The organism is Allobosea sp. 10N428, from assembly GCF_056394545.1.
On the sequence record NZ_JBFTIC010000009.1, the window covers coordinates 39,525 to 51,057 of the forward strand.

Sequence of the window (11,533 nt, forward strand, 5' to 3'; positions counted from 1 at the left end):
GTGCTGTTCCGCTACATCCTCAAGCGCATCCTGATCATGATCCCGACGCTGCTGGTCACCAGCGCGCTGATCTTCACCGTGATCAATCTCCCGGAAGGGGACTATTTCGAGACTCTCGCGGCCGAAATGCAGGCGCAGGGCGAGAAGGCCGATATGAGCCGCATCGAATTCCTGAAGCAGGAATACGGCTTCGACAAACCTCCGGTCGAACGCTACTTCTGGTGGGTCGCAGGCCTGCTTCAGGGCGATATGGGCTATTCCTTCGAATATCAGCGGCCGGTCAGGGAGATCGTCGGCGACCGCCTGCTGCTGACCATGCTGGTCTCCTTCGCCACCATCATCTTCACCTGGATCGTGGCCTTCCCGATCGGCATCTACTCGGCCACGCATCAATACAGCTGGGGCGATTACGGGCTGACTTTCCTCGGTCTCATCGGGCTCGCGGTCCCGCATTTCCTGCTGGCCCTGGTCTTCATGTATCTCGCCAATCTCTGGTTCGGCCTCTCGATCGGCGGCCTCGTCGACCCGCAATATCTCAACCAGCCGATGAGCTGGGCCAAGCTCCGATCCGTGCTGGAGCATCTCTGGATTCCCGTCATCATCATCGGTGCCGGCGGCACCGCCGGCATGATCCGGGCACTGCGCGCCAATCTGCTCGACGAGCTGCAGAAGCAGTACTACGTCACCGCCCGCGCCAAGGGCCTGCCGCCCGGCAAGGCGCTGCGGAAGTACCCGCTGCGCATGTCGCTCAACTTCTTTATCTCGGATATCGGCGACATCCTGCCTTCGATCGTCTCGGGCGCCGAGGTCGTCGCCATCGTGCTCTCGCTGCAGACCACCGGCCCGCTGCTCATCCGGGCCCTGCAAGCCCAGGACATGTATCTCGCCGGCTCCTTCCTGATGTTCCTCTCCTTCCTGACCGTGATCGGCGTGCTGATCTCTGACATCGCGCTCGCCATCCTGGATCCGCGCATCCGTCTTCAGGGGGCCGCGACCAAGTGAAGGCGAACTCGCTCAACACGCTCCCGCCCGACGGCGCGCCGCTGCCGCATGCGGCTTCAACCGCGCCTTTCGAGCCCTATGCCACCGAGGTGATGACGCCGCAGCAGGAGCGGGTCTATCTCGCGTCGCAGTGGCAGCTGATGTGGTGGAAGTTCCGCCGGCACAAGCTCGCGGTCGTCTCCGCCTTCGTCATCGTGGCGATCTACGCGATGGCGGCCTTCGCCGAATTCCTCGCCCCCTACCATTACACGACGCGCAATACCGACTTCATCCGCGCGCCGGGCCAGAGCGTCCACCTCTTCCACGAAGGCAGCTTCATCGGCCCCTTCGTCTACCCGTACACGATGCGGCTCAACTTGGAGAATCTGAAGCGGGAATACGAGGTCGACAGCACGCAGCCGCAGAAGCTGCGCTTCTTCTGCCGCGGCGACGACAGCTACATGTTCTGGGGGATGATCCCGGGCAGCTGGCGCCTCGTCTGCCCCCCGAAGGACGGCACCTTCTTCTGGCTCGGCTCGGACCGGCTCGGACGCGACATGCTCTCGCGCATCCTCTATGGCGGCCGCATCTCGCTCTCGATCGGCCTGCTCGGCGTCTCCGTCTCCTTCGTCCTCGGCGTCATCATCGGCGGCATCGCCGGCTACTATGGCGGCCGTATCGATCTGTTCATCCAGCGCATCATCGAGATCGTGCAGTCGCTGCCGCATATCCCGCTCTGGCTGGCGCTGGCCTCGATCATGCCGCCGTCATGGAGCCCCGTGGTGGTCTATTTCGGCATCACCATCATCCTCGGCCTGATGGACTGGACGGGGCTTGCCCGCTCGGTCCGCTCGAAGCTGCTGTCGCTGCGCGAGGAGGACTATGTCGTCGCCGCCCAGCTGATGGGCGCGAAGCCAGCCCGCATCATCGGCCTGCATCTGGTGCCGGGCTTCATGAGCCATCTCATCGCCTCGGCCACCATCACCATTCCGAAGACCATCCTCGGCGAGACGGCGCTCTCCTTCCTCGGCCTGGGCCTGAGACCCCCGATCACCAGCTGGGGCGTGATGCTGAACGAGGCCCAGAACATCAATGTGGTGGCGCTTTATCCCTGGCTGCTCTATCCCGTCGTCCCCGTGATCGTGATCATCCTCGCCTTCAACTTCCTTGGCGATGGCCTGCGCGATGCGGCCGATCCGTATCGCTGACCAGCCACGTTCCGCCCCTTTGCAGTATCGCCTTGCGCATTGCATTCCACACTCCGCTGAACCTGTTCGACGATGGCGGCGTCTCCGGCGACCGCCGGATGGYGCGCCAGCTCGTCGCGGCGCTGGAGACGTTGGGCCATGTCGTGGAACCTGTCCGGGCCGCCCGTGGCTACCTGCCCAGCGCCGATCCAGCTTGCCTTGACCAGCATCGCGCCGACGCTGCACGGCTTAGCGACCAACTGCTGGCGGACTATCGCTCCGGAATCCCGCGCCCCGATCTCTGGTTCACATATCACAACTACTACCGCGCCCCGGACCTGCTCGGCCCCGGGATCGCCACGGCACTCGGCATCCCCTATGTCACCGCCGAGGCCAGCGACTCCGAACGACGCGCCTCCGATGAATGGAGCGCCCAGACCGAAATCGTCCGGCACAGCCTCTCCGCGGGCGATGTCCATTTCTACTTCACCGATCGCGACCGCCAGGGGCTCGAACCCTGGCGCCGGCCCGGCACCGCTCTTCTGGAACTCCCGCCCTTCATCACCTTCGGGGACGAGCCGCCGCGGCGCCGTAACCATTCCGGCCCTCCCCGCCTGATCACCATCGCGATGATGCGCGAGGGCACCAAGCAGAACAGCTATCTGACACTCGCGCGCATTCTCGCCCGCATTGCCGATGCGGATTGGCGGCTAAGCATCGTCGGCGATGGCCGCCAGCGCGCCGTGATCGAAGCGGCTTTTGCGGGCCTGCCACAAGGGCGGATCGATTGGCTCGGCCTGATCCCGCGCGAGCGGGCGCTCGACGAGCTGGCACGGCACGACATCTTCGTCTGGCCGGGCGTCCGCGAGGCCTATGGCCTGGTCTATCTCGAAGCCCAGGCGGTGGGACTGCCCGTGGTCGCATTCGACAGCGGCGGCGTCTCCGCCACCGTGGTGCCGGGAGAGACAGCGCTCTTGGCTCCGGAAGGCGACGAAACCGCTTTCGCCGGCCATCTCGTCGCCATGCTGCAGGATAAGGCGCGCCGTGAACGGATGGGCGCCGCGGCGCGCCGTTTTGTATTGGACGAGCGCACCAACGCCCGCGCCGCCGCCAGGCTGGCCGAAGGGCTCGACCTCGCCTGCCGCCATCGCCGCGACAAACGCCAAGCGGCCGGCAGCGCTGCGTCATGAGCGAGACGCATTGGCATGCCCTGTCGCGGGAGCTCGATAACTGGCAGGCGGCCGGCCGCCTGCTCCGGCTCTGGCTTCGGGACGACGATGCGGTCGCGCCGACGCCGGCGCTGACGCGGCTTTCGGTTCTTGCCGAACGCCATGGTGCACCTGTCCTGCTGGCGGTCATACCGATGTTGGCCGAGCCCGCCCTGGCATCGGCGCTGGAGGACATGCCTTGCCTGCGCCCCTGCCAGCACGGCGTCTGGCATCGCAACCATGCACAGGCGGGGGCAAAGAAGTCGGAATTCGGCGCCGGGCGCGACGAGACCGCCGTCGATAGCGAGATCGCCGCGGGTCGCGACCGTCTGCGCGACCTGATCGGCAGCGACATCCTGCCGGTCTTCGTGCCGCCCTGGAATCGCGTCGATCCCGGCCACGCCGCCCGGCTCGGGAGCCTCGGCTTCTCCGGCCTGTCCTGCTTTCGCAATTATCGCCACGGTCCCGCCGGCGGTCCGCGCCTGCTCAACACCCAAATCGACGTTATGGACTGGCATGGCGGCCGCATGGGCCGGCGGCCGGATGACCTTCTGCCCGAGATCGTGGCGCAGATGATCGCGATGCGCGGCGATGTCCCCGATCGGGCGGCCGCGCTCGGTCTGCTCCTGCATCACCGCGACCATGACGAAGGCGCGTGGTCCGTTCTTCACGACATCTTGAGCCTCGCCGCGGCCCATCCGGCCGTGCATTTCGCTGATCCGGCCGAGCTTCTTCCTGCGAGAGTATAGGCTTGTCACCGGCTAAGATGAATCCTTGCTCATTGCCACCGCCACGGGCTTGGTTGATGAACCTCGCCGCGCTATAAGCGCTTTCAACTGGTTCCGAGCTGCGTTCGTCCTCGCCAAGAGGTCGTCTGGCCTTTGCGGAGGGCGACATCCGATGTCTTCCAACGTCATCGATTTGGTCGGGGCCGAAAGGGCGCCGCGCAGCCCGCATGCGCCGCGGGTGCTGATCTACAGCCATGACACTTTCGGTCTCGGCCATATCCGCCGCTGCCGCGCCATCGCCAATGCGCTGATCGCCAGCTTTCCGCACATCTCGGTCATCATCGTCTCCGGCTCTTCGGTAATCTCGAGCTTCCAGTTCGGCGACGGCATCGACTATGTCCGCATTCCCGGCATCGAGAAGCAGAGCGACGGCCGCTACGAGCCGCATCACCTCAATCTCGATCTGGGCGACACGCTGCGGCTGCGCACCGATCTCATCAAGCAGACCGTTCTGTCCTTCGATCCCGATGTCGTCATCGTCGACAAGGAGCCCGTCGGCCTGCGCGGCGAGCTGAAGCCCTCGCTCGACATCCTGCGCCGCCGCGGCGCCCGCATCGTGCTGGGTGTGCGCGACGTGCTCGACGAGCCAGCCACACTGCTGGAGGAGTGGCGCCATAGCGGCGCGCTCGAAGCGCTCGACACCATCTATGACGACATCTTCGTCTACGGGCTGGAGGGCATTTATCAGCCTCTGATCGGCCTGCCCGAACAGCAGCGTTTCGCCGACAAGATTCGCTATGTCGGCTATCTCAAGCGTGCGGTCCCGAGCCCGATGCCGCCGAACCGCTATCCACGGATCACGAAGCAGCCTTTCGTCCTCGTCACCCCCGGCGGCGGCGGCGATGGCGCCGGCGTGATCGACTGGGTGATCTCGGCTTATGAAGCCGACCCGACCATCGCTCTGCCGGCGCTGATCGTGTTCGGGCCCTTCATGTCGCGCGAAAAGCGCAAGGACTTCGCCGAACGGATCGCCCGCAACCCGAAGCTGGAGGGCCTCGGCTTCGAGCCTCGCCTCGAGCTGCTGATGAATCGGGCGCACTGCGTCGTGGCGATGGGCGGCTACAACACCTTTTGCGAGATACTCTCCTTCGACAAGCCGGCGCTGATCGTGCCGCGCGTGAAGCCTCGCCTGGAGCAGGCGATTCGTGCGCAGCGCGCGGACGAGCTGAGCCTGGTCGAAATGCTCTGCGACCCCTCGCAGACCGGCGAGGGCGAGCGCGATCCGCTCGTGATGGCGAGGGCGCTCCACGCCCTGGCGAAGCGACCGCCGCCATCGCAGGCCTTCATGCCCGATCTGCTCGAAGGGTTGCCGGCGATCAGCCGCGCGCTTTCGGACGATCTCTCGCAGACCGTGCGCGGCCGGGCCCTCGCGCAGAACGCTGCGACCAGCTGACCCAGTGCTGCCGACACGCGGCATCGCGCCGCTGGTCAAGGCTCGGGCTCCGTTCTACAGGCTTTCAACATGACGCTTTCGAACACTCTCGTCTCGGTCGCGGTCGGCGCCGTCTCCATCGTGCTGCTGCTGGGCCTGGCGAACATGCTGCGCGGCGGCAGCGCCGACACCTCGCAGAAGCTCATGCGTCTGCGCGTCGTGCTGCAGTTCGTCGCGATCATCCTGATCGTCGCCGTGCTCTGGTACCGCAACGGCTGACCTTCCGCGGCATCCCGCCCAATGAATTGACGTCATTGATGTTTCGCGAACGCTTGGCTGTGAACGGAGCCTTGGCCGCACTGGCTCTGCCACATTCCGAACACGAGTATGTGTGCTTCACTAACGCCTGCTCTCTCACACCCCGCCGAAGGCCCATGGTTCGCGTCGCGTTGCTGCTCCTCGCCGGTTGTCTGGCCGCCTCCTCTGCTCAGGCACAGACCCGCTCTCTGTCCGGCAACGTCTCCAGCTACGCTCCCGCGACAGAGCCGCCGGCCCCAGCCTGGGAAACGCGCATTGGCGCCGGCCTCGCTAACCCAGGCGGACGCGAAGGCGGCCTCGTCAACGTGGGAGCGGAAGTGCTCTCGCCCCGCCTGATCCCCCTCCAGGACCGAATCGCCGCCGCCTTCATCCCGCGCTTCAACCTGGGCACCAGCCTGAACTTCAACGGCACGCGTTACGCCTATGCCGGAGCGACCTGGAGTTTCGACGTCACGCGGGACGTCTTCGTCGAGGCGAGCTTCGGCGCCGCCGTGAACGACGGCAAGAGCGGCTTCGTCGTTCCCGAGAATCGCCTCAATGTCGGCTGCAACACCGGCACCCGCGAGGCCGCGGCACTCGGCGTGCGGCTCTCCGATCGCTGGAACCTGGTCACCACGCTCGAGCATTTCAGCACGGCAGGCTGCGGCGACCGTGCAGGATCCTCTCCGCGAGGCCCGGCCAATATCGGCGCCCGGCTCGGCTATACGTTCTAGCAACCGGCCTCGGCAGAAAACCGCACTTCCGTCCCCGCCGCGCCGCGTTATAAGCGTGGCATGGTCAAGCTGAATCGCATCTACACCCGCACCGGCGATGACGGCACCACCGGGCTGACGGCCGGGCCGCGTCGCCCGAAATTCGACCTGCGGGTCGCCGCCTACGGCACCGTCGATGAGACCAATGCCTGCATCGGCCTGGCGCGCCTCCATGCCGCGGGCGAAGACGCCGAGGTCGATGCCATGCTCGGCCGCATCAGCAACGACCTCTTCGATCTCGGCGCCGATCTCTCCACGCCGGAAACTGGCAAGGCGCTCGCCTTCGAGCCGTTGCGGATCGTGCAGGCGCAGGTCGATCGCCTGGAAGCCGAGATCGACCGGATGAACGAGAGCCTTGCACCCCTGCGCTCCTTCGTCCTGCCCGGCGGGACGCCCGCCGCGACCCATCTCCATCTCGCCCGCACCATCAGCCGCCGCGCCGAACGGCTGATGACGGAACTGGCAGCCATGGAAGGGGAAACAGTCGCCCCGCCAGCGCTCAAATACATCAATCGCCTGTCGGACTTCCTCTTCGTCGCCTCCCGCTTCCTCAATGCGAAGGCCGGCGGGGACGTTCTCTGGGTGCCCGGCCAGAATCGCTGAGGCGCGCCATGTTCGTCCCCCTGCATGACGGAGTGCCACTTCGTTTCATGCGAACTCCCTATGTCACCTATGCGCTGATCTGCGCCTGTCTTGCCGCCCAGGTTGCGCTCTGGTTCTGGCCCGGGGAGAACGCCGAGCTCGCGATCATGGCCGGCTTCGGCATGATCCCCTCGGTGCTGTTCGGCACAGCGCAGCTGCCGGAAGGGCTCGCCCATCTGCCGCCCTGGCTGACGCTGTTCAGCAATGTCCTGCTCCACGCCAATCTGGCGCATCTGGCCGGCAACATGCTGTTCCTCTGGGTATTCGGCGACAATGTCGAGGACGCGATGGGCCATGCCCGCTTCCTCATGTTCTTCTTCCTCTGCGGTCTCGGCGGTTCGCTCATCCACGCCGGAATGTATCCGGATTCGGAACAGCCATTGATCGGCGCCTCCGGCGCGATCTCCGGTGTCATCGCCTCCTATCTGATGCTCTATCCGCAGGTCCGCATCTGGGGCGTCGCCTTCAACTGGATTCCGATCCATATCCCGGCGATGTACGCGCTCGGCGGCTGGATTCTGCTGCAGGCCGGCTCGGCCTTGTTCCAGACCGACGGCAATGTCGGCTGGTGGGCCCATCTTGGCGGGCTTGCGACTGGGGCCGCGCTCACCCCGCTCTTCATTCATCGCAGCGTGCCCTTGTTCGGCCGCCCGACCATCGGCGGGTAAGCCCGTGCGCTTTTGCCCCTCCGACCAGACCTTGGACGACGTTGACAAGCCCAAACCGGCGTCGCTACGGTCCCTGCGCATTCCAGCCGAGGGCCGCGATGCCGCCACTCTGCCGTCTTGGACGGCGCGGCGCGAGGCGCATCTCTTCTGAACGGTGATCTGACGATGAAGATCTTGGTGCCCGTCAAGCGGGTGGTTGATTACAACGTGAAAATCCGCGTGAAGGCGGATGGGTCCGGCGTCGAGCTGGCCAATGTGAAGATGTCGATGAACCCGTTCGACGAGATCGCGGTGGAAGAGGCGCTGCGCCTCAAGGAAGCCGGCAAGGCGAGCGAAGTGATCGTGGTCTCGATCGGCCCGGCGCAGGCCGCCGAGACGATCCGCACCGGCCTCGCCATGGGCGCCGACCGCGGCATCCTCGTGAAGGTCGACGGTGTGGTCGAGCCGCTCGCCGTCGCCAAGATGCTGAAGAAGGTCGTCGAGCAAGAAGGGCCCGGCCTCGTCGTCCTCGGCAAGCAGGCGATCGACGACGATTGCAACCAGACCGGCCAGATGCTCGCCGCCCTGCTGGGCTGGGCGCAGGGCACGTTCGCCTCGAAGGTCGTGGTCGGCGACGGCACGGTCGACGTCACCCGCGAGGTCGATGGCGGCCTGCAGACCGTCACCCTCAAGCTCCCGGCGATCGTCACCACCGATCTGCGCCTCAACGAGCCGCGCTACGCTTCGCTGCCCAACATCATGAAGGCGAAGAAGAAGCCGCTCGACGAGACCTCGGCCGAGACGCTCGGCGTCGACGTTGCGCCGCGCCTGAAAGTTCTGAAGACGGTCGAGCCCGCCGGCCGCTCCGCCGGCGTCAAGGTGGCCAACGCCGCCGAACTCGTCTCCAAGCTCAAGACCGCCGGGGTGATCTGATGACCACGCTGCTGATCGCCGAACACGACAACGCCTCGATCAAGGACGCCACCGCCAAGGCGCTGACCGCCGCCGCCCAGCTCGGCGCGCCCGTCCACATCCTCGTGGCCGGCCAGGGCGCCAAGGCCGCGGCCGACGCGGCCGCCAAGCTCGCCGGCGTCGAGAAGGTGCTGCTCGCCGATGACGCCGCTTACAGCCATGCGCTGGCCGAGCCGCTGGCGGCGCTGATCGTGAAGCTCGCAGGGGCTTACGACGCCATCGTCGCGCCCTCGACCACCACTGGCAAGAACGTGCTGCCGCGCGTCGCCGCGCTGCTCGACGTGATGCAGGTCTCGGATGTCAGCAAGATCGTCGCGCCCGACACCTTCGAGCGCCCGGTCTATGCCGGCAACGCCATCCAGACGGTGCAGGCGACCGACGCCAAGAAGCTGCTGACCATCCGCACCGCCTCGTTCCAGGCGGCAGGTGAAGGCGGCTCGGCTGCCGTCGAGGTCGTTTCGGCCGCCGAGAACCCCGGCAACTCGTCCTTCAAGGGCGAGGAGGTCGCCAAGTCCGACCGTCCGGAGCTCGCTTCCGCCAAGATCATCATCTCGGGCGGCCGCGCGCTCGGTTCGGCCGAGAACTTTGGCAAGGTGATCGAGCCGGTCGCCGACAAGCTCGGCGCCGCGATGGGCGCCTCGCGCGCCGCGGTCGATGCCGGCTACGCCCCCAACGACTGGCAGGTCGGCCAGACCGGCAAGGTCGTGGCGCCCGAGCTCTACATCGCCGTCGGCATCTCCGGCGCGATCCAGCACCTCGCCGGCATGAAGGATAGCAAGGTCATCGTCGCCATCAACAAGGACGAAGAAGCCCCGATCTTCCAGATCGCCGATTACGGCCTCGTCGGCGACCTCTTCGCCGTCCTGCCCGAGCTCGACGCAGAACTCGCCAAAGCCGGCAAGTAATAAGGCATAGACCATCGTTCCGGGCCGCCTCAGGGCGGCCCGTTCCGCTCCCTGCGGGAGCATAAGAAGACTATCCGGGATCAAGCCATGTCGGACCACGCGATCAAGACGATCGGTATCATCGGTGCAGGCCAGATGGGCAACGGCATCGCTCATGTCGCCGCGGTGGCCGGGTTCGACGTCAAGCTGCATGACGTCGCCGAGGACCGGATCAAGGCGGCGCTCGCCACCATCGACGGCAACATGGCCCGCCAGGTCCAGAAGGGTGCCCTCGCCGACGAGGATCGCCGTGCCGCCGTGCAGCGGATCGAGCCTGCGGTCGGCCTTGCTGATCTCGGCGATTGCGATCTCGTCATCGAGGCCGCGACCGAGAACGAAGAGGTCAAGCGCAAGATTTTCACGGCCGTCTGTCCGCATCTGAAGCCCAAGGCGATCCTCGCCTCCAACACGTCGTCGATCTCGATCACCCGGCTCGCGGCCGCGACCGACCGCCCCGAGCACTTCATCGGCATCCACTTCATGAACCCCGTGCCGCTGATGCAGCTCGTCGAGCTGATTCGCGGCATCGCCACGGACGACGGCACGTTCGAGCGTGCCAAGGCCCTCGTCGGCCAGCTGCACAAGACGGTTTCGGTCTCCGAGGACTTCCCGGCCTTCATCGTCAACCGCATCCTGCTGCCGATGATCAACGAGGCCGTCTACACGCTCTACGAGGGCGTCGGCTCGGTCGAGGCGATCGACACCGCCATGCGGCTCGGCGCCAATCATCCGATGGGCCCGCTTCAGCTCGCCGACTTCATCGGCCTCGACACCTGCTTGTCGGTGATGCAGGTGCTCCATGACGGCTTGGCCGATTCGAAATATCGCCCCTGCCCGCTGCTGGTGAAATATGTCGAGGCCGGCTGGCTTGGCCGCAAGACCAAGCGCGGCTTCTACGATTATCGCGGCGAGAAACCCGTTCCGACCCGCTGACGAACCGGGGCCGGCGGGCCAGAACCCGCCAATCGGCCGAAATCACCACGATCTGCCAGCCGGCTGCCACGAGCGAGGAAGCACCTCGCCCGTGCGAGAGCGTTTGTCGCACCCGCAATAAGTTCCTTCACATTCCTGTCGTCTCGCGCTTACATTGATCTGAGGGCGGGATTCGTCCCGCTTGACGAAGCGGAGGTGCGACGGGTTTGACGGCGCATGTGATGCATCCGATGGCATCGCCGGACGGCTGTCCGGCCCTGGTCCTGAACGCCGATTTCCGGCCGCTCAGCTACTATCCCTTGTCCCTTTGGAGCTGGCAGGACGCGATCAAGGCGGTCTTCATGGACCGCGTCAACATCGTTTCCGAATACGACACGGTCGTCCGCAGCCCGAGCTTCGACATGCGGCTGCCCTCGGTCGTCTCGCTGAAGAGCTACATCAAGCCCTCGCGGACGCCGGCCTTCACCCGCTTCAACGTCTTCCTGCGTGACCGTTTCGCCTGCCAATATTGCAATACGCGCGACGAGCTGACCTTCGATCACGTCATCCCGCGCTCCAAGGGCGGCCTCACCACCTGGGAGAACGTCGTCGCCGCCTGCTCGCGCTGCAACCTGCGCAAGGGCGACAAGATGCCGGCCTCCGTCGAGATGTTCCCGGCCCAGAAACCCTACGCGCCGACGGTCAACGACCTCCACCGCAACGGCAAGCTCTTCCCGCCGAACTATCTCCACGAGAGCTGGCTGGACTATCTCTATTGGGACTCGGAGTTGGAGCCGTAAGGCCGGGGCA

General features: G+C 65.8%; 13 protein-coding genes. All 13 read left to right on the top strand.

All coding sequences use genetic code 11. From position 1 onward, the window contains the following. The first annotated feature begins 3 nt into the window (after positions 1-3). The 13 genes from AC1DDA_RS22450 to AC1DDA_RS22510 all read left to right on the top strand — a co-directional run bounded on the left by AC1DDA_RS22450 (position 4) and on the right by AC1DDA_RS22510 (position 11,523). Positions 4-1,002 carry an ABC transporter permease gene (locus AC1DDA_RS22450; RefSeq protein ID WP_441510723.1) on the top strand — a complete coding sequence of 333 codons (999 nt, stop codon included), beginning with the start codon at positions 4-6 and terminating at the stop codon, positions 1,000-1,002. Then, on the top strand, positions 999-2,189 hold the full coding sequence (locus tag AC1DDA_RS22455; protein ID WP_441510695.1) for an ABC transporter permease: 1,191 nt from the start codon (positions 999-1,001) through the stop codon (positions 2,187-2,189). Before AC1DDA_RS22450 ends, AC1DDA_RS22455 begins: the two co-directional genes overlap by 4 nt. A 32-nt stretch (positions 2,190-2,221) precedes the next feature. Continuing rightward, positions 2,222-3,358, top strand: a complete 1,137-nt coding sequence (locus AC1DDA_RS22460) for a glycosyltransferase family 4 protein (RefSeq protein ID WP_476797452.1) — start codon at positions 2,222-2,224, stop codon at positions 3,356-3,358. Then, positions 3,355-4,125, top strand: a complete 771-nt coding sequence (locus AC1DDA_RS22465; RefSeq protein ID WP_476797453.1) for a polysaccharide deacetylase family protein — start codon at positions 3,355-3,357, stop codon at positions 4,123-4,125. Before AC1DDA_RS22460 ends, AC1DDA_RS22465 begins: the two co-directional genes overlap by 4 nt. 151 nt (positions 4,126-4,276) lie before the next feature. Further along, the gene (locus AC1DDA_RS22470) at positions 4,277-5,557 is read left to right on the top strand and encodes a glycosyltransferase family protein (protein ID WP_476797454.1); all 1,281 of its coding nucleotides are present in this window, start codon (positions 4,277-4,279) and stop codon (positions 5,555-5,557) included. A gap of 69 nt (positions 5,558-5,626) precedes the next feature. After that, positions 5,627-5,815, top strand: a complete 189-nt coding sequence (locus tag AC1DDA_RS22475) for a twin transmembrane helix small protein (protein WP_441510699.1) — start codon at positions 5,627-5,629, stop codon at positions 5,813-5,815. Between the two features lie 155 nt (positions 5,816-5,970). After that, positions 5,971-6,567 (top strand): acyloxyacyl hydrolase, encoded by a 597-nt coding sequence (locus AC1DDA_RS22480; protein WP_441510700.1) that lies wholly within the window; start codon positions 5,971-5,973, stop codon positions 6,565-6,567. A 60-nt stretch (positions 6,568-6,627) separates the two neighbouring features. After that, positions 6,628-7,209 carry a cob(I)yrinic acid a,c-diamide adenosyltransferase gene (locus tag AC1DDA_RS22485; RefSeq protein ID WP_441510701.1) on the top strand — a complete coding sequence of 194 codons (582 nt, stop codon included), beginning with the start codon at positions 6,628-6,630 and terminating at the stop codon, positions 7,207-7,209. Between the two features lie 47 nt (positions 7,210-7,256). After that, entirely contained in the window at positions 7,257-7,916 is a 660-nt protein-coding gene (locus AC1DDA_RS22490) for a rhomboid family intramembrane serine protease (protein WP_476797455.1), read from the top strand. A gap of 165 nt (positions 7,917-8,081) precedes the next feature. Beyond that, positions 8,082-8,828 (top strand): electron transfer flavoprotein subunit beta/FixA family protein, encoded by a 747-nt coding sequence (locus tag AC1DDA_RS22495; protein WP_476797456.1) that lies wholly within the window; start codon positions 8,082-8,084, stop codon positions 8,826-8,828. Then, positions 8,828-9,772: an electron transfer flavoprotein subunit alpha/FixB family protein gene (locus AC1DDA_RS22500; protein WP_476797457.1), complete on the top strand. Its 945-nt coding sequence runs from the start codon at positions 8,828-8,830 to the stop codon at positions 9,770-9,772. Before AC1DDA_RS22495 ends, AC1DDA_RS22500 begins: the two co-directional genes overlap by 1 nt. Before the next feature lie 87 nt (positions 9,773-9,859). Beyond that, positions 9,860-10,744, top strand: coding sequence for a 3-hydroxybutyryl-CoA dehydrogenase (locus AC1DDA_RS22505; RefSeq protein ID WP_441510705.1), 885 nt, complete (start codon positions 9,860-9,862; stop codon positions 10,742-10,744). A gap of 221 nt (positions 10,745-10,965) precedes the next feature. Further along, on the top strand, positions 10,966-11,523 hold the full coding sequence (locus tag AC1DDA_RS22510; RefSeq protein ID WP_476797458.1) for an HNH endonuclease: 558 nt from the start codon (positions 10,966-10,968) through the stop codon (positions 11,521-11,523). Positions 11,524-11,533: the final 10 nt, after the last annotated feature.

Coding starts and splice junctions, on each gene's coding strand:
- AC1DDA_RS22485 (WP_441510701.1), top strand. CDS start 6,628: ATGGTCAAGCTGAATCGCATCTACACCCGCACCGGCGATGACGGCACC.
- AC1DDA_RS22470 (WP_476797454.1), top strand. CDS start 4,277: ATGTCTTCCAACGTCATCGATTTGGTCGGGGCCGAAAGGGCGCCGCGC.
- AC1DDA_RS22505 (WP_441510705.1), top strand. CDS start 9,860: ATGTCGGACCACGCGATCAAGACGATCGGTATCATCGGTGCAGGCCAG.
- AC1DDA_RS22480 (WP_441510700.1), top strand. CDS start 5,971: ATGGTTCGCGTCGCGTTGCTGCTCCTCGCCGGTTGTCTGGCCGCCTCC.
- AC1DDA_RS22465 (WP_476797453.1), top strand. CDS start 3,355: ATGAGCGAGACGCATTGGCATGCCCTGTCGCGGGAGCTCGATAACTGG.
- AC1DDA_RS22490 (WP_476797455.1), top strand. CDS start 7,257: ATGCGAACTCCCTATGTCACCTATGCGCTGATCTGCGCCTGTCTTGCC.
- AC1DDA_RS22475 (WP_441510699.1), top strand. CDS start 5,627: ATGACGCTTTCGAACACTCTCGTCTCGGTCGCGGTCGGCGCCGTCTCC.
- AC1DDA_RS22500 (WP_476797457.1), top strand. CDS start 8,828: ATGACCACGCTGCTGATCGCCGAACACGACAACGCCTCGATCAAGGAC.
- AC1DDA_RS22510 (WP_476797458.1), top strand. CDS start 10,966: ATGCATCCGATGGCATCGCCGGACGGCTGTCCGGCCCTGGTCCTGAAC.
- AC1DDA_RS22495 (WP_476797456.1), top strand. CDS start 8,082: ATGAAGATCTTGGTGCCCGTCAAGCGGGTGGTTGATTACAACGTGAAA.